At 67.9% G+C, this 17,480-nt stretch carries 12 protein-coding genes; 4 read left to right on the top strand and 8 right to left on the bottom strand.

Annotated elements, in window-relative coordinates:
• Positions 1-13 precede the first annotated feature (13 nt).
• Both R5W23_RS27575 and R5W23_RS27570 read right to left on the bottom strand, forming a co-directional pair.
• Positions 14-268 (bottom strand): hypothetical protein, encoded by a 255-nt coding sequence (locus tag R5W23_RS27575; RefSeq protein ID WP_320689141.1) that lies wholly within the window; start codon positions 266-268, stop codon positions 14-16.
• Between the two features lie 449 nt (positions 269-717).
• The gene (locus R5W23_RS27570) at positions 718-2,673 is read right to left on the bottom strand and encodes a YjhG/YagF family D-xylonate dehydratase (protein WP_320689140.1); all 1,956 of its coding nucleotides are present in this window, start codon (positions 2,671-2,673) and stop codon (positions 718-720) included.
• A 231-nt stretch (positions 2,674-2,904) separates the two neighbouring features.
• On the opposite strand from R5W23_RS27570, the gene R5W23_RS27565 reads away from it, so the two are divergent.
• Positions 2,905-4,068 carry an aldose epimerase family protein gene (locus R5W23_RS27565; RefSeq protein WP_320689139.1) on the top strand — a complete coding sequence of 388 codons (1,164 nt, stop codon included), beginning with the start codon at positions 2,905-2,907 and terminating at the stop codon, positions 4,066-4,068.
• Between the two features lie 119 nt (positions 4,069-4,187).
• Here R5W23_RS27565 and R5W23_RS27560 read toward each other — a convergent pair whose 3' ends face one another.
• Together R5W23_RS27560 and R5W23_RS27555 are read right to left on the bottom strand one after the other, a co-directional pair.
• Entirely contained in the window at positions 4,188-4,607 is a 420-nt protein-coding gene (locus R5W23_RS27560) for a ubiquitin family protein (RefSeq protein ID WP_320689138.1), read from the bottom strand.
• 62 nt (positions 4,608-4,669) lie between these two features.
• The gene (locus tag R5W23_RS27555; protein WP_320689137.1) at positions 4,670-4,984 is read right to left on the bottom strand and encodes a Dabb family protein; all 315 of its coding nucleotides are present in this window, start codon (positions 4,982-4,984) and stop codon (positions 4,670-4,672) included.
• A gap of 72 nt (positions 4,985-5,056) precedes the next feature.
• Here R5W23_RS27555 and R5W23_RS27550 point away from each other — a divergent pair, with 72 nt between their 5' ends.
• Positions 5,057-5,770 (top strand): lipoate--protein ligase family protein, encoded by a 714-nt coding sequence (locus R5W23_RS27550; protein WP_320689136.1) that lies wholly within the window; start codon positions 5,057-5,059, stop codon positions 5,768-5,770.
• A gap of 586 nt (positions 5,771-6,356) precedes the next feature.
• On the opposite strand, the gene R5W23_RS27545 is transcribed toward R5W23_RS27550, so the two are convergent.
• The 4 genes from R5W23_RS27545 to R5W23_RS27530 all read right to left on the bottom strand — a co-directional run bounded on the left by R5W23_RS27545 (position 6,357) and on the right by R5W23_RS27530 (position 13,233).
• Positions 6,357-9,608: a sigma-70 family RNA polymerase sigma factor gene (locus R5W23_RS27545; protein WP_320689155.1), complete on the bottom strand. Its 3,252-nt coding sequence runs from the start codon at positions 9,606-9,608 to the stop codon at positions 6,357-6,359.
• 260 nt (positions 9,609-9,868) lie between these two features.
• A complete protein-coding gene (locus R5W23_RS27540; RefSeq protein ID WP_320689135.1) occupies positions 9,869-11,572 on the bottom strand; it encodes a flotillin family protein in 1,704 nt (567 codons plus the stop codon).
• Positions 11,573-11,593: 21 nt separating this feature from the next.
• Complete coding sequence (locus R5W23_RS27535) at positions 11,594-12,154, bottom strand: hypothetical protein (RefSeq protein ID WP_320689134.1); 561 nt, start codon at positions 12,152-12,154, stop codon at positions 11,594-11,596.
• Positions 12,155-12,378: 224 nt separating this feature from the next.
• Positions 12,379-13,233 (bottom strand): hypothetical protein, encoded by an 855-nt coding sequence (locus R5W23_RS27530; RefSeq protein ID WP_320689133.1) that lies wholly within the window; start codon positions 13,231-13,233, stop codon positions 12,379-12,381.
• Positions 13,234-13,755: 522 nt separating this feature from the next.
• Here R5W23_RS27530 and R5W23_RS27525 point away from each other — a divergent pair.
• Both R5W23_RS27525 and R5W23_RS27520 read left to right on the top strand, forming a co-directional pair.
• Positions 13,756-14,250 carry a Clp protease N-terminal domain-containing protein gene (locus R5W23_RS27525; protein WP_261187621.1) on the top strand — a complete coding sequence of 165 codons (495 nt, stop codon included), beginning with the start codon at positions 13,756-13,758 and terminating at the stop codon, positions 14,248-14,250.
• Positions 14,251-14,480: 230 nt separating this feature from the next.
• Positions 14,481-17,444 (top strand): pilus assembly protein TadG-related protein, encoded by a 2,964-nt coding sequence (locus R5W23_RS27520; RefSeq protein ID WP_320689131.1) that lies wholly within the window; start codon positions 14,481-14,483, stop codon positions 17,442-17,444.
• Positions 17,445-17,480: the final 36 nt, after the last annotated feature.

Genomic DNA, 17,480 nt, shown 5'->3' with positions numbered 1-17,480 from the left:
CGTCAGTGTACCTTCACTCCTTGCCGAGCACGAGGTCAACGACCCAGCACCCGCGCACGTGAACCTGCTGCGGGTCGCGGCAATGCGCGAGCACGTCGTCGTTGTTGCACCCGACATCTTGCATGGCGTCCGCAAGGATCGGCATCGCGCTGAAATCGCGCGACTCGTACATCTGGCGCGCGATCGCCGTTGTGGTGCCGGTGCGCCACTCGGGGGCGAAAGCGATTGACCGGAACGGGTTGGTAAAGATGTCGTGAAAGAGCCGCAAGTGTAGTGCCTCCGCCTGCTCGACCGACCGACTGAAGGCCGTCCGGTTCAACTCCGTTGACTCCAGGTCGTTTGCGATAACCCTCCAACACCTCCGGGGGCCTCCTTCAAGCGGGTCATCCATCGCTACTGCTGATATGCCGTATCCTAATTCGCGCCAGGGGGACATCTCGACGCTGGCGGCCTCCCAGGCCGCCCAACCGGCTTCTTGGGCCGGCTCGACGAGGTTGTTATCGGCGAATTGCTCACCGGCTTCGATCACTGTCCGGAATTCGGAACAGGGAATGTGTTCCCAAATCACTCGGTAACACGCGGCCATGAACAGCCGGAACTTCCGAGGGGAGGGCATAACGGGGCACCAATGCGGCCAGAAGAACCAATCGTAAACATCGAGCCCCGCGCCCAGGGGCCAGGTATCCGCGTTCAAGTCTCCGGTTCGCCGTATCACAGCTACTTCCCTGTGAGCTTCGCGGCAATCAGTTCCGGGTCGTACACGCACCCGCCCCACACCCCGCCGCTCGCGTGCTGGAGCGCGGCCCACAGGCGCGTGTCCGCGGGCAGCGCCTGGTCCGGCTCCAGGTCCGGGCGTGCGGACCGCGCCGCCAACTCCGCGCTGCCCCATAGCGGCCCGTAGTTGCCGATCTCGTTGCCGACCAAATCGATCGTTCCCTCCAACCTGTTGCGATCGATCACGATCTGGATCAGGTCGTCGTCGCGCAGCTTGCCGATCGGGCCGCCCGCGAGCGCCTCCGGGGAGACGTGCCCGATGCACGCGCCCGTCGAGACCCCGCTGAACCGCGCGTCGGTGATGACCGCGACCTGTTTGCCCCACTTCAAGTGTTTGAGCGCGCTCGTGACCTGATACGTCTCCTCCATCCCGCTGCCCAGCGGCCCGCGGCAGCACAGCACCAGCACGTCGCCCGGCACCACCTTGCGGTCGCCCTCCCCCTTGATCGCCTTGATCGCGTCCTTTTCGCGGATGAACACCTTCGCCGGGCCGACCTTGCGGTACACGCCGTCGGCGTCCACGACCGATGGGTCGATGGCGGTGGACTTGATGACGCACCCGTCCGGCGCGAGGTTCCCGAGCGGGAACGTGATCGTGCTCGTCAGGCCGCGCTGCCGGGCCTGCTCGGGCGACATGATGACCGTATCGGGATCGACCCCGTCGCGCGTCCGGAGCAACTCGCGCAGGCGCGTCCGGCGCTCGGACTTCGCCCACCAGTCGAGAACGGTGCCGAGCGGTTCCCCGCTGACGGTCAGCGCGTCCAGTTCGAGGAGCCCGAGGTCGCGGAGGTGGAGCATCACTTCCGGAACGCCCCCGGCGAGGAACACCCGCATCGTCGGGTGGTTCATCGGGCCGTTCGGGAGCGCGTCGACGAGGCGCGGCACTTTGCGGTTGAAGTAGGTCCAGTCGTCGATGGTGGGGCGCCGCACCCCGGCGTGGAACGCGACCGCCGGCGTGTGCAGGAGCAGGTTCGTGCTCCCGCCGAACGCCGCGAACACCGCCAGCGCGTTCCTGAACGCCGCTTCCGTCAGGATGTCGGGCGTGCGGATGCCGCGGTTCGACATCTCGACGAGCGCCCGCGCCGACCGCCGCGCCGTGTCCAGCCAGATCGGCTGCCCCGAGGGCGCGAGCGCCGCGTGCGGCAGGGTCAAGCCGAGCGCTTCGGCGACCACTTGCGACGTGGCCGCGGTGCCGAGGAACTGGCACCCGCCGCCCGGCGAGGCGCAGGCGTGGCACCCGGCCTCCGCGGCCTGCTCCAGCGTGATCTCGCCGTGAACGTACCGCGCGCCGATGGTCTGCACCTTGCCCGTGTCTTCGTGCCCCGCTTCCCCGGCCAGCATCACCCCGCCGGGGACGAGAATGGTGGGGTGATGGTGCTGGGCCGCCAGCGCCATCATCATGGCCGGTAACCCTTTGTCGCAGGTGGCGATGCCCATGACGCCGGCCCGCGTCGGGTGGCTGCGCATCAGGCGCCGCATCACCTGCGCGGAGTCGTTGCGGTACGGGAGGCTGTCGAACATCCCGGTGGTGCCCTGAGTCCGCCCGTCGCACGGGTCCGTCACCGCGCCGGCAAAGGGGAGGCACCGCAGCTTCGCGAATTCTTCCGCTGCGGCCTTCACCAAGAGTCCGACTTCCCAGTGCCCCGAGTGGAACCCGAGCGCGATCGGCGTGCCGTCATCGGCCCGGAGCCCGCCATGCGTGCTGAGGATGGTGAACTCTTTGCCGCCGAGCAGCGTCGGGTTCCAGCCCATGCCGACGTTCTGGGTCCAACCGAACAGGTGGCCGCTCGGGGCGTGGCGCAGCAATTCGTCTGTGAGCGGGAGCGCGCCTTTCGGCCCCGGCGCGGTGGAAACGAGCTGGTAGGCGGATTCGGGCGTGTCGAGGAGATCGGACGGCATGAGTGGTTCCGGGAGCGGTTGAAGGCGCCGGGCCGCCGCAGCGGCCGACGTCTTCAGGATACACCGCGCCCGCCGAACGGGGCGCCCCGTTCGGCGGGCGAAACGGGCGCCACCCACCGCCACCCGCTTCGCCCTGCCGCGGCTCCGAAACGGCAGCCGAAAAAATGGCCCCCGGTGCCCGGCCGGGGTACATTGTCGCCAGTCCAGTTCCCGCAAGGAGTTCCACACGTCATGCGTCGCGCTCTCCCCGCCCTGTTCGCCGCGCTCGGCTTCGCGTCCGCCGCGACCGCGCAGCCGGCCAAGACCGGACCCGCGTTCGAGGAAACCAAGTACGGCATCCTCCCGGCACCCAAGGACGGCAAGAAGGGGCCGACCAGCGTGTCCCAGTACACGCTCATCAACAAAAACAACCTCGTGCTGAAGTGCATCGACTACGGCGCGATCATCACCGAGCTGCACGTCCCGGACAAGGACGGTAAGTTCGCCGACGTGGTGCTCGGGTTCGACAAGCTCGAAGGGTACCTCGCCGGGCACCCGTACTTCGGCAGCAACGCCGGCCGGTGCGCGAACCGCATCGCCAACGCGAAGTTCCAGCTCGAAGGGAAGGAATACAAGCTGTTCGCGAACAACGAGCCCCACACGCTGCACGGCGGCAAGGAAGGGTTCGACAAGAAGGTGTGGCAGGGCAAACCGACCCTCACCGCCACCGGCCCGAGCGTGACCTTCAAGCGCACCAGCCCGGACGGCGAAGAGGGCTACCCCGGGGCGCTGGCCGTCGAGATCACCTACACCCTGACTGACAACAACGAACTCGTCGTCGATTACCGCGCGACTACGAACAAGACGACGATCTGTAATCTGGCGCACCATAGCTACTTCAACCTCGCCGGGCACAACGCGGGCGACATCAAGGGGCACGAGGTGCAGATCGCCGCGAAGAACTACACCCCGGCCGATGGCACGCTCATTCCCACGGGCAAGATCGAGCCCGTCGCGGGCACCGCGTTCGACTTCACGAAGGCCAAGACGATCGGTTCCGACTTGGAAAAGGCCGGCGGGAAGCCGGTGGGCTTCGACCTGAACTACGTGCTCGACAAGGGGACCACGAAGCGGCCGGAACTGGCGGCGCGGGTGGTGGAGCCGAAGAGCGGGCGCGTGCTGGAGGTGCTCAGCACCGAGCCGGGGCTCCAGTTCTACACCGGCAACTTCCTCGACGGCTCGAACAAGGGCAAGGCGGGCGTCGCGTACAAGCAGTACAACGGGTTCTGCATGGAGCCGCAGAAGTTCCCCAACTCGGTTAACACACCGGAATGGAAGGACAAGTCCGACGTGGTGCTGAAGCCGGGTGACACCTACAAGCAGACCACGGTATACCAGTTCAGCGTCACGAAGTGAGACGGAAGATAGTGAAAGGCATTTTTGACAGGATCGACAGGATCGACAGGATTTGAAGAACAGAAATAGCTCGTCTTGTCTTTCAAATCCTGGCGATCCTGTCGAAAAGTTCTTCCTGTCTACTCGGCCTGCTTCTGTGGCTCCACCCGCTTCCAGAACAGTTCGCGGCCGGCGGCGTAGACCTCGCTGGACCGGAAGTCGAACACCTGGGCGGTTTCGCCCGCTTCGAGCCCGATCGAATCGAAGGTGACGTAGAACAGCCCGTTGTGGTAGCCGATACGGGCGTCGGTGATCTTGAGCTTGGGCTGCTGCGGGCGCATCTGGAACCGGAACTCGTCGGCGCCGCTCACGCGGATGATGAGGCTGACGTGTTTCGGCTCCGCGCCCAGGTCCGTGATCGACTCGCGAACGCGCACACGGAACTCGACCGTGACCTCCCGGCCGCGCCCGTGAACGATCCGCACCGCACGGAGCTGACCGCCGACGAACCGGTGACTGCGTAGGAACTTCGTGACCTCGTGCGGCTGTAGGCGGTTCATGAGCGTCTCTTATGGGGCCAGCGGCTCCCGCCGCCGCCGTTCACTCGACACAGCGGCGGCGGTCACACATACGAGTCGAACACGCGGACCCCGGCCCAGTTCGGCTTGTTCTCGTCGATGAACTTCTTGTGCGTCGGGTCGTCCTGGTAGGCGTCGTGGGCCGCCTTGTCGACGAACACGAGGTGCAGCCCCACGTGCCAGTCGCGGTCGTTCACCTCGCGGTCCAGTTCGGCGCACAGCGGCCCGGCGGCGAAGAACACGATCCCGGGTTGCACGTTCAGGTACTTCTTGCACGCGTCAACCAGTTCCTGCACCTTCGCGGGCGTCGCGTCCTTCAGCTTGAAGAACACGTTGTGGGCCAGACGGTCCTTGGACATCGGGAGAGTCTCCGCGGTTCGCGTACAACAACGGTGTTGAGATACGCGCCCCCTCCCTCGTGTCAACGCCCGATGAAGCTGCTCGATTATACGCACCCGGCCCCCGCGACGAACCTCGCCCTCGACGAATCGCTGCTCCTCGCGGCCGAAGAGGGCACCGGCGGGGAGGTGCTGCGCCTCTGGGAGCTCCCCTCCTACGCCGTGGTCGTCGGGTCGGGCGGGTCCGTCCCGATCGACGTGAACCGCGAGGCCTGCGCCGCCGACGGGGTGCCCATGCTGCGCCGGGCCAGCGGCGGCGGAACGGTGCTCCTCGGCCCGGGGTGCCTGTGCTTCTCCGTGGTGCTGGGCTACGCCCACGCGCCCGGGCTGGGCGACATTCCGGCCTCGAACCGGTACGTCCTGGGGCGTGTGTTGAACGCGCTCAAGTCGGTGGCACCGGCCGTTGTGGAAGGTTCCAGCGATCTGACTGTGGGCGGCGTGAAGTTCTCCGGCAACGCCCAGCAGCGGAAGCGCAACTTCTTCTTGCACCACGGCACGCTGCTTTGCGGCTTCGATCTGGGACTGGTGCCGAAGTACCTGAACCCGCCGGAGCGCCAGCCGGAGTACCGGCGCGACCGCCCGCACGCGGAGTTCGTCCGGAACCTGCCCGCAGGTGTCGCCGAGGTCAAGCGGTTGCTCGTGGAAGCGTGGGCGCCGGACGGAGAATACGCTCCGGTGCCGCTGGCCCGTGCGGAACAACTCGTCGCGGAGAAGTACGCCAGCGACGAGTGGACGCTGCGGCGGTGAGGGGGCGCCGGCGGGACGCACCCGTTCGGGCTCCCGCGCCCTCCCGTTCGTTGGCGCCATCGGCCGGATATTCCGCACATCAGGCATTGCTCCCCCGTCTTTTCGCCATGCCGCACTTTCTGAAGTCCGAATCACGCCCTGTGCGGCGGCCGGTACCGGGGCTTTCGCCCGCGCGGGCCAATCGCGCGCATCGGGCGTGTCGTTCGCAAGTGCAATTGCGTCAATTTGTTGCGACGCAGTAGCCGCGCAGCGACGGCATTTCTCTTTACTTGTCCGGCCGCGGAGTGTGGGGCTTGAGCCGGCTTTTCGTGGGTAGCGACTACCCAGCGAATCGCCAGCTCGTGACCAGTCGATGGGTAGCGAATGTCCCGTCGGCGCCCCAGCGGGGCACCTGTGTGCGGTACGGGCGGTCCATTGCGGCGCCGGACCAGCAAGGAACGACGAGACCGTCCGGGCGGTGCTCGGAAACGGCCCGCGGAGGAGGGCGACGATCGGCGGGTCAATCTCGTGCATCAAACGGCCGATGGCACCGCACGCGCCGCGCAACCCCGAGCCGGTGCCGGGGCGCGATGGCCTCACTCCTACCTCAACGATCGCCGGCGGAACGGGCGAGCCGGTCCCGTGCCGCCCGGGCGTCTCGGGTGAGCCGGGCTTGCGGGGCGCCGCGGGCGAGTGACTCCAACACCGTAACGGCCTCCGGTGTGCCGATCCGCTCCAGCACCTCGACCGCCCGCACGCCCCGTAATCGGTCACCGGACGGGACGGCGAGCTTCGTGAGCAACTCGTCGCACCGCCGGGCCGTTTCGGGCGATGCCCCCTTGCGGGCGCTCTTCAACGCCGCTTCGGCCGACTCGCCCAGACGCGCCAGCTCTTGCGACGCCTTCTCCCGGGCGGCAAACTCCTCCGAGTCGAGATCTCGCACGAGTCGCGCGAGGAGCCGCGCGTCCGGTTCTGGGGCCGGCCGCACGCGCTCCCGCACGGCCGTGACCGTGATCGCCGGCGCGGCCGTGAGGCGCGCCAGCGCGGCGTGTGCCTTGCCGGCGTCGGCGGCCGCCAGATCCGCCCACAGTGCGTCCCACTCCGACGGCCCGAGGCGCGCCGCGGGGCGGGTGCGGCGGGTGAGTTCGAGCACGTCCCAGAAGAGCACCATCGAGTCGTCGCCCGCGGAGATCAGCCTGCGCCCGTCCGGGGTGAAGGCCAGCGCGTTCACCAAACCCCGGTGCCCCTTCAACCGTTTCAGTTCTGTGGCCGTTTCGACATCCCACACCCGGATGGTGTGGTCCCAACCGGCCGAGGCCAGCGTCCGCCCGTCGGCCGAGAAGGCGACGGCAGACGTCGGGCCGTCGTGCCCCTTGAGCAAACAGCGCTCGCGCCCCGTGGCCATCTCCCACACGGGGATGCCTTCCTCCGAACGGTTCATCGCCAGCAACCGCCCGTCCGGAGAGAAAGAGACACGCGGCAGCACCGATCGAGCGCCCGGGCGGGGCTGCTCGCCCCCGCCGAGTGACTGGTTCAGCACCGACTGCACGCGGGTTTGCTCCTGACGACCGGTCGCGTCCAGCACCCGAACCGCATCGGCCCGATTCACCCCGTACCCCCGGCCCGATGTCACAAGCGATGCCCCGTCTGGCGAAAAGGCGATGCTGTCGGGAGTGGCGAGTTCGTGCGACTCGTAAACGTGCCGGTGCAGTTGCGCGCCCGTTGCCGTGTCCCAGAGACGAACGGCGGCATCATATTCCGACCCGGCACGTTCCAGCCCGACCGTCGCCATCACCTTGCCGTCGGGCGAGAACGCGATGCGATCGAGGACGGCGAACTTGAGTTTTTCCTTTTCCTTGTCGACCTGCACCCGTCTTACGAGTCGCTGGTTGCCCACGTCCCACACGTTGAGGGTGCTGTCATCGCCGCCGCCGGCCAGTGTTTTGCCGTCCGGGGCGAAGGCGAACGACAAGTGGAACTCCGGCAACGTCCCGATTTCCCGTTCCGTTGCCAAATCCCACAGGGTGATGTCACGGGCGGAGAACGCGAGCGTCTTGCCGTTGGGGGAGACGGCCACGTGCCAGACCGGCCCGGGCAGGCCCGCCGGGGACTTCTCCGAACCGGTGGCCGGGTCACACAGCCGGATGACGCCGTGGCTGCCCCCGCAAATCAAGGTTTTGCCGTCGGCGGTGAAGGCGAGGCTCTCGGCCATCCCCACGGTCCCGTTCATCTGCATCTGCCGGAGTTCCTTCCCCGTCGCCGGGTCCCACAGCCGGACGGCCGCCACCTGCGCTGCGGCGTCGAGGTCGCTCGTGGCGAGGGACTTTCCGTCGGGCGACCAGGTCAGCGACCGCACGTGCTTGTTCGGGCTGTGCAGTTCCCGAACCGGTTTCCCGGTGATCACGTCCCAAAGCGAGGCGGCGCCGTCATGAGCGCCGACGGCCAGGGTTGCGCCGTCCGGTGAGAAGGCAAAGTCGCGGGCGTCCGTTTTGCAGCGAATCTGCCGGCGTTCTTGACCCGTCGCCACATCGAACAACCGGATCAACGTGTCGAGTGTGTCTCCGGTGGCCAGCGTTTTGCCGTCGGGGCTGAAAACCAGATTGGAAACCCGGTTCTGCTCGGCCTGGAGCCGGCTCTGCACTTTGCCGCCGGCCAGATCCCAGAGAAGGACCGTGTTGCACCCGTGTCCGGAGGCCAGCACTTTTCCGTCGGGCGAAAACGCCAGTTCGTCGGTGCCACCGATCGAACTCGACAAATTTCGCACCTCCTTGCCAGAAGTCAGGTCGTAAAAGCGGATCACCTTGTCCTGCCCTAGCGCCAGGGTTTTGCCGTCGGGCGAGAGGGCAACGGCTCGGTTCTCCTCGTAGTGGCCGGGGAACTGGTGGAGCAACCGACCCGTCGCGAGTTCCCAAACGAGTACGGAAGCGTCGCCGTAATAAGTTTTCGACACGAGCATTTTGCCGTCGGGGGTGGGTAGCACGCGGTTGATGCTTCCCCCGCCGTGCCGGAACCGCTGGGTGCCGATGCGGGCCACGGCCCCTTCCGGGAGCGGGTCGCCGTGACGGTCGGTGCGCACCGGCTCCTCGGGCGCGAGCGCCGCGACGGGCGACCGCACCGGCGAATCGCCCGCGGGCGGTTGGTCGGCGGTCGTCACCGCTCCGACCACCAGACCGGCGGCGAGGAGCGTTAGGACCAGCGCGCCCGTCACCAGACCGGGCCGGTTGACGCCGCCGCGGCCGATCAGCGTCAGGACGCGGTGCGACACCCCCGCGCCCGCGCCTCGTGCCAGCATCCCCGCGGCCCGAACCGTGGACCGCGCCAGGGCCGCCGGCACACCGCCGCGCCCCGTCCCCTGTGTGACCGCCACCGCAGTGAGGAGTGCGGAGAGCGTGATGCCGCGGCGAGACAGGCGCCGGCGGAGGAGGTTGCGAGCTTCCGCCAGCCGGCTCGAAACGGTCCCCTCCTTTTCCCCCAGTTGGCGCGCGACCTCGGCCCGGCTCTCGCCCTCCAGGCAGCACGGTACGAATACGGCGCGGTACTTTTCCGGGAGGCGCTGAACCTCTTCGTCGAGAGCCGACTGCACCTCGCGCCAGGCGAACTCTTCACCGGGCGCGGTTACGGGCGCGAGGCGGGCGCGCTCCTCGTGCGCGCGGCGCCGAGCCGCGGCCCGCCGGGCGCTGGCGGCCGTGCGGCAGGCGACGCCGTGGAGCCAGCTTGCCAGGGCCTCGCCCTTCCGGACCGCGGCCGCGCGGCGGGCCAGCGTCAGGAACGTCGCCTGAAAGGCGTCTTCCGCGTCCTGTTCGTGGCGCAGCACCCGGCGGCACACGCGGAGCACCATTGGCGCGTGGCGCTGGACCAGGGTCGTGAAGGCCGCCTCGTCGCAGTGGGCGGCGAAACCGCTCAGGAGTTCGGCGTCGGTGGCGGATGCGCCGCGGGCGGAATCCAGCCCGCGGACATGTCCCAGGAGGGAGCTGAGGGGGCGCTCATCGGTCGGCCTGCCGGGGGTGAGTGGGCAACTCAGTGTAGTTGCCGGCCGGCCCGTTTCCGTCGGTCGATTTCGCGGGACAACCTCGCGCCCGTTTCGGCGGGCGCGAGGTCGCGGCTCGGCGCCGTAGGGCGTTACACGGCGTGCGTGCCGTTCGCGCTCGGTTTCGGCTCGGTCGAGGTGTCGCCGGTGAGGCGGGCGAAGTACTCGGGCAACTCTACACCGCCGATGTCCTTCATCACCTGCATCATCGGCGGCATCATCTTGGCCATGTCTTTGAGGAACCCGGCGGTGTTCGAGGTGCCGGTGCCGTTCCCGCCGCCCTCCCACACCACCACCTTGTCGAACTTCACGTTCGAGATGGCCTTCGCGCTGGCCTCCGCGAGCGCGTCCATGTGCTCCAGCATGAGCAACTGGAACGCGGCCTGCGGGCTGCCGCACGCCTCGATGATCTTCTTGAGCCCCTCGCCCTTCTTCGCCAGGATCTCGAACTGCCCGCGGGCCTCGGCTTCGAGCTTGGCGTAGATCGTCGCGGCCTGGGCCTCGGCCTCGAGCTTCACCCGCTCCGCGGCGGCCTCGGCGTCCACGATCATCTTCGCCTTCTGGGCCTTCGCGGGGGCCTCGAGCGCCGCCCGCTGCTCCGCCTCCACCTTCTCGGCCTGCGCCAGCGCGGCCCGGGCCAGCGCCTTGTTCTGTGCTTCGAGGACCGCGGCCTCGGCCTCGCGCTTTTTGGTCTCGGCGAGCTGGTACGCCTCCGCGTTGCGGACCGCGAGCGTGGCCTGCGCCCCGGCCACGTCCGCCTGCGCGACGGCCTCACCGGTCACGGCCTTCGCGTTGGCCTCGGCCAGCCGCACCCGCTTGTCGCGCTCGGCCTCGGCGATGCGGGCCTCCCGCTCGAACACCGCCTGCTGCTCGCCGACCCGCTGGTCGCGGTCCAGTTCGGCGATGCGGATCGCCTGCTGGCGCTGGGCCTCTTTGATGAGCGCGTCCTGCTCGAGCTGCGCCGTCTGCTCGCCGACCTCGCGGTCCTTTTCGAGCTGCGCCACCTTGATGGCCTGCTCGCGGGTCGCCTCGCGGGTGCCGATCTCGCGCACCTTCGTGGCGTTCGCTACGGAGATGGCCCGCTCGCGCTCCGCCTCCGCGACGCCGATCTGCCCCTTCTTCTCCTGCTCCGCGACGTCGATCTTGGCCTGCTGGATCGCGATCGCCGCGGCCTTGCGGCCGATGGCCTCGATGTACCCGCTCTCGTCGGTGATGTCGGTGATGTTCACGTTGATGAGTACCAGCCCGATCTTCTTCAGCTCCGGCTCCAGCGACTTCTGGACGCTCTCCAGGAACTTGTCGCGGTCGCGGTTGATGTCCTCGATCCGCATCGACGCGATCACCTGCCGGAGCTGCCCGAAGATGATGTCCCGGGCCTGCTCCTTGATCTCCTGCGTGCCGAGGTCGAGGAGGCGGATCGCGGCGTTCTGCATGGTCTCGGGGTCGGTGCCGATCGCGACCGTGAACACGCTGGGGACGTTCACCCGGATGTTCTCGATCGACAGCGCGCCCTTGAGCGGCACCTCGATCTGGATCGGGTCCAGGTTGAGGTACGAGTAGTCCTGGATCAGCGGGACCACGAACGCGGCGCCGCCGTGGACGCACTTGGCGGCGTTCCCGCCGCCGGTCTTGCCGTAGATGACGAGGACGCGGTTGCTCGGGCACCGCTTGTACCGCCGCGCGATCAGCATCAGCAGCCCGAAGAGGACCAGCCCGGCCGCCAGCGCCGTGATCGCCGGCCACGGCACCTCCGCCGGGACGGGCTTTTGTTGCGCCAGGAGCGTGTGCGTGAGCATGAGAGGGACTCCGGGTGATGGTTACGCCGGCTCGACTTCGACGGTATCGGCGCTGACGACGGCGACGACTTTGACCGGTCGGCCGGTGGGCAACTCGCCGCCCGCGGTCACGGCCTGGTACTCGACAGTCCGGTTCTGGAGCGCGAGGTGAACTTTGCCGGAGCCGGCCCGTTCGCCCGGGACGCGCAGGTAGACCGTCCCGGTGGTGCCCACCGCCCGCTCGACGCGCACCGTGCCGTCGGACCGGAGGCGCTTCATCGCCCGCAGCGCGGTCGCGACGAGGTAGAGCACGCCGGCCCCTGACCCGAGCGCGACGCCGAACGCGGCCAGTTCGTCGGCCCCGTAGTAGCGTGCGGTCATGCCGCCGAGGCCGAAGAACAGGAGCGCCGACGTGAGAGCGCGGACGGACAGCATTCCGAACAGCGCATTGCCGTGCCCGTCGTCGCCGGCGTCGTGGTCGGCGTCCGTGTCAGTGTCGTGATCGACATCGTGTTCGCTGCCGAAGCCGAACAGCCCCGCGACCAGCAGGCACACGACGAGCGTACCGCCGGTGATCGCACACACCAGGAACACGGTTTCCATGTGGCCTCCGCCGGGTCCGGTCAGAAGAGGGACGCTGCTACCGGGGCATTCGTCGGAACACTGTGATGATTTGGGAAGATCCGGCCGGGAGCAACAGAAATGCGCCGATTGCCCAACCGGAACGGCCGGCGCCACCGGCAGACGCCGCAAAGGGGGCATGCGGCGGGCGTTGGCAGGCGGGTCGGTTAGTCGCCCAAAGTGGGACGCGACCGCGGCGACCGGCCTCATTTTTTATCGCGAACGGCCTCGCCGTTGGTGTTCCGGATGCGAACGACTCGCTCAATCAGTGTTGCGCATTTCTTTCGCACCTGAATTAATCTATCCTGATCTGCCGGATGCGAGCTTGATTGCATGGAATCTAATCGCGTTTGCAGCCCGCGTAGTTCAGCAATCACGTTGTCTGTCGCCTGGTCGAATTTGTGCCGTTGCTCGGCTTCTAAGACGCCCAAGCCCGAGAGCGTCTTCTCGGTCGACTGCACGAATTGCTGGCCTTTTTCCAACGCGCTCTCGATCTGGTCGAGTGTCTGCGCGCGGCGCTGCCGCTCGACGAACGGGACGTTCGCCCCGGCCGGTTGGGCCGGCAGGTCACCAGCGGCCCGTTCGTTTCGGAGGACGGGTTGTGCCATCTGCCCCCACATCGCACACGATCCGAACACAACAATAACGAGGGCACCGGTGACGAGGAGTTGGACGCGCAGGGATGTCAGTTCGAGCCACCCGGCGAACGGCGGCCCCTCCGTCCTCCGGTGCGCCTGCCCGGTCCCGTGCCTGGCCGAGAGCCACGGTTTCCCAGACGCTTCATCCTGAATCGGGACCGAAGTTGGTGCGGCGCTCGCTTCGCCGTGGGATGCGGGATCGGCCGCCTCGTCGTCACCCGCGCGGCGCCTCAGGTAGTACAGCAAACCGACCGCCAGCAGCCCGGCGGTGATGGCGGCGGCGCCCGGGAACACGTCGTCGAACGTGACCCGGCCCTTCTTGTCGGCCACCCCATCGTAAATCAGCCAACCGCCGCCGACGAAGCAGAAGAGAAGGAAGAGGCATAACTTGAACAGGTAATACAGCTTCTCGAACGACGGCACGATGCGCCTCCGCTTTGGTGGCCGATCCCCGTACCATTAAATCGAGTCCAGTTGTTTCCAGCTCATCACGTGTGCGCCACCCGTCGCGCGGGCCGCGCGTGCGGCTCCCAGGTCACGCGCCCGACCAGACAGTGACACCGAATCCGATTGACGAGTAACGGCTTCTTGTGGCCGGCCTCACAGAGGCCGGTGCGACACCACCCGTGTACCACCGGCCTCTGTGAGGCCGGCTCCAGAATACGGCCTGGATACGCATCAACCGGAGTCGGTATGAGAGGGCGCGGCCCACGGGCTCCGCCGCCGGCCGACGCCCGGAACGTTGAACCGGGGGCCGAGTTTTCCGGTGCGCGATTCATGGTGGGGCGGAACCGGCGTCCGGGCAAGGAAAAAGTGACCGGGGCGGCTCAGACCGTCTTGCGAGTTGGCGGGGGGCGCGACATAATTCACCTCACCTTCGACCGCCGAGATCGGGGTGAAGGTGAGGGGTCCGAGCCGCTGCAATAGACGGGAACGGTCGAAACCGTGGACGACATATTTCTTCCGAGTGGTCGTCTCCGCCCGGACATCCTGGACGAGGCTACCGCGCGTGTGCTGCGCGAGGCCCTCGGCCACACCCGGGCCACGAACTGGGACAGCGTCCGCACCCCCCACCTCTTTATGGGGCTGCTGGCCGCCCCGGACTCCGGCATTTTCAAGTGGGCCGGCAAGCTCGGCGCGGACCTGCCCGGACTGCTCGACCAGTTCCGCGACCTGTTCCACCAGCCGAACGCCGAGCCGGTGCCGCCGCTCCTGCTCAACCGCGAATTCCTGTCGGACAACGTGATCCGCCTCCTGCGCGACGCCTTCGGCCGGGCCTACGACTGCGGTCGCGGGATCGTCACGCCGATGGACCTGCTCATCACCCTGTTCACCACCCCCAACAGCATCGTCGCGGAGTGCTTCGAGCGGATCGGGGTGACCGCGGCCAAGCTCACCGAACTCGCCGTTCTCGCTGAAAAAGACGCGCCGGCGAAGTAGTGGCGGCCGTGTGTGAGAAGAGGCCGGCGCCCGAACCTATCCTGGTTCGGGCGCCGGCCTCTTCTCACACACGGATTCGTGTCCTGAAATCGGCTCCCGTCTGAATCCTCAGAAACCGCCGTTTTTTCGCCCGTCGCGTACCGCCCCGGTCCCCCGGCGTGAACTAGGCTCCCCACATCCGAGATTGCCTGGACGGGGCCGCGCCCGGCGCGGCCCGGGAGCGCCGCGCCATGAAAGTGGTGAGTTACGAGAGCCGACGGGGGCGCCGCGGGACCATCCTGCCGCTGCTCGGGGTGTGTTTGATCGGGCTGTTCGCGTTCGTCGCGCTGGCGGTGGACCTGGGCATGCTGGCGGTGTCCCGCACCCAGAGCCAGAACGGGGCCGACGTGGCCGCGCTGGTCGGCACCCGCACGCTCAACAACCGGGACGGGGTGGCGTACAACAACCTGCCGGCGGCCGTCACCGCGGCCCAGGCGTCGGTGACCAGCAACCCGCACCTGAGCGCCAACTTCGTGAGCGGTCAGGTCAGCAAGATGGAGGTGGGGCAGTACCTGTACGACCCCACCAGCCAGACGTTCCAGGTGCAGAACTGGACGCAGGTCACCGGCGGCGGGGCGATGAGCGCGCCGGGCGGCAACTCGTGGACCGCGATGCGGGTCACCCTGGGCGTGTCGCAGCCCACGTACTTCATGCGGGTGTTCGGCGTCAACTCGATGCCCAGCGGGGCGGTCGCGACCGCCGTGTACCGGCCCCGCGACATCGCGTTCGTGCTCGACATGACCGGCTCGATGGCGTTCAGCAGCACATTCAACAGCGGTAACGCGCAGGGCTCCTCGAACGACAACCAGTCGATGAACCCGGACCCGCTCGCGCCGAAGGCCGGGCACTACACGTCGGTCCAGAGCCGGATCGTCGCGACGACCAACTTGGCCAACAGCTCCAACGAGGCGCTGCCGCGCAACAACTTCACGATCACCACGCCGGGCGGCCCGCCGATCGTCCGCTCGTACTACTACGACCCGAGCAACTGGGGCACCCCGAGCACCGTCGCCTCCCCCGTCACCACGAAGGGCGACGGGAGCGCGAACCTGCTGCCGGCGTTCCACCGCTGGTCCCCGCCGGAGAGCGGCGGCGATTCCGACAACTACGTGGCCCCGACGTACGACTTCACCGGCTACAACCCGTTTCACAAGGGGGACGAGACCTCTCCCAAGGGGCCGACGCCGGCCCCCGACACCTACGGGACGATGACCGACGCCTCGGGCCTCACCTACACCGGCGACCGGTGGCGGCGCCGCGACGGGCGCATTGACAAAACGACGACCGACTGGAGCAGCAGTAGCAACCAGGCCGCGTACCACGCCGCCGACCTGCTCGGGTACGGCAGCGCCGCGCCGACCGCCAACAAGGGGGCCAACACGCCGTTCGCCACCAACTCGGGCGCCTGGCTCGATTTCCGTGACCCGGTGTGGGAAATGTACGGATACGACTTGGACATCGTGAAGTACCGTACCGCCCGGGGCGGATCGAACAACTTCCCGCTCAATCCGGCCACGTACCTCGCCTCGACCGGGCTCGGGGTCCTGAGCAACATCCTGGTGCCGACCGCAGACCGGTTCGTCGGGTACTCGATGGGGCCGGGTTACTGGGGCAAGACGTTCTACATCTGGCCGCCCGACCCCCGCACCCCGGTGGGCAACCCGGGCGACGCGGGCTACGTGGCCGGCGACTGGCGCCGCCGGTACTTCTACAACATCAGCGGCGGCGCGCTCGACGCGCAGAACGACAACAACACCACCAACACCGCCGGCACCTCCGACCCCATTAACAGCGTGGTGCTCAACACCGGCACCTCCGGCCAGACGATCAACTCGGCCGCGGTGGTGAACTACGCGGCGGTGCTGAAGTGGATCAAGAGCGGGCCGCAGGTGCTCCCGCCGAACCTGCGGGCCGGCCGCGTGGTGTACTACACGTCCATCCCGGACGACGTGAACACGGCCACCGGGACTGCCGCCCAGAAGCTCGATAAAGGGTTCTGGAAGCTGTACATCGACTACGTGTTGGGGATCGGCAGCTACACCGGGGCGGGCAACCTGTACGGGGCGGCGGACAGCTGGTCCGCGAGTGCGGCGTCGGTCACTGCCAGCGATATGACGACCTACCGGTTCACCTGGGAGGTGAGCGCCAGCCGTCCGTACATGCGGTACACCGACAGCCCGCGGCGCCCGCGGCTGCACCTGTGGTTCGGGCCGCTGTCGATGATGGACTTCCTGTCGTCGGCGACCAGCGGCAACTGGACCGCGGGCACCGTGTACGAGGCCCAGTGCTGGCAGCTCAAGGCCGGGGTGAACGCGGTGCTTGACGACGTGAAGAACAACCACCCGAACGACTACAGCGGGCTGGTGTACTTCGCCGCCCAACAGCACAACGGGGTGCGCATCCCACTGGGGCAGAACTACAAGCGGATCCAGAACGCGCTGTTCTACCCGCGGAACTTGGTGGACGCGATCACCAACGGGGACGTGACCAGCGAGTACCGGCCGTACACCAGCACCTCGCTCGGCGGGTACGGCCAGGACGTCATCCCGAACGCCTCCGGAACCACCGACCCGGCCACCGGGCTCGGCTACGCGTTCAACCTGTTGTCCCCGTCCACCATCACGGCCGCGAAGGCGGTCGGGACCGGCAACGGCCGCCGCGGGGCGCAGAAGATCGTGATCTTCGAGACGGACGGGGTGCCCAACGAGTACCGGGTGCCGACGTTCAACGCCCGCGGGTACAACTCGTATTACACGCTCGGCAGTGTCATCGGCGGGAACAACGGGGACACCACCAACATCAACTACACGTACAGCGTGATCCAGCAGATCGTGAAGCAGATGGCCTCGACCGCGACCACCTCCGGAACGGGCGCCGACAGCGGGCTCTCGCTGCCGAACGCCCCGGCCCGGGTGTACCCGATCGCGTTCGGGGACCTGTTCGACGCGGTGCTAGCCCCGAACGCCACGTTCCGCCCCACCGCCAACCAGTTCCTCGCGAACTGCGCGGCCTACGGCGGCACCGGCACCACCGGCGCGACCCAGTTGCCGGACACCCAGATCATCACCGGCAGCTACGACCAGCGCATCAGCCGGCTCCGCGACTGCCTCGAACGCATCTTCCAGAGCGGCGTGTCCGTCGTGCTCATCGAGTAGCCGGCGGATCGAGAAGAGTCTTCACCGCAGAGGGCA

Origin of the sequence: Gemmata algarum (genome assembly GCF_034097035.1) — a bacterium.
GTDB classification, from domain to species: domain Bacteria; phylum Planctomycetota; class Planctomycetia; order Gemmatales; family Gemmataceae; genus Gemmata; species Gemmata algarum.
Note: the sequence above shows the minus strand (reverse complement) of the source record. Positions and strands in the feature narration are given on the sequence as shown.

Coding starts and splice junctions, on each gene's coding strand:
- R5W23_RS27535 (WP_320689134.1), bottom strand. CDS start 12,154: ATGGAAACCGTGTTCCTGGTGTGTGCGATCACCGGCGGTACGCTCGTC.
- R5W23_RS27555 (WP_320689137.1), bottom strand. CDS start 4,984: ATGTCCAAGGACCGTCTGGCCCACAACGTGTTCTTCAAGCTGAAGGAC.
- R5W23_RS27550 (WP_320689136.1), top strand. CDS start 5,057: ATGAAGCTGCTCGATTATACGCACCCGGCCCCCGCGACGAACCTCGCC.
- R5W23_RS27560 (WP_320689138.1), bottom strand. CDS start 4,607: ATGAACCGCCTACAGCCGCACGAGGTCACGAAGTTCCTACGCAGTCAC.
- R5W23_RS27540 (WP_320689135.1), bottom strand. CDS start 11,572: ATGCTCACGCACACGCTCCTGGCGCAACAAAAGCCCGTCCCGGCGGAG.
- R5W23_RS27570 (WP_320689140.1), bottom strand. CDS start 2,673: ATGCCGTCCGATCTCCTCGACACGCCCGAATCCGCCTACCAGCTCGTT.
- R5W23_RS27565 (WP_320689139.1), top strand. CDS start 2,905: ATGCGTCGCGCTCTCCCCGCCCTGTTCGCCGCGCTCGGCTTCGCGTCC.
- R5W23_RS27520 (WP_320689131.1), top strand. CDS start 14,481: ATGAAAGTGGTGAGTTACGAGAGCCGACGGGGGCGCCGCGGGACCATC.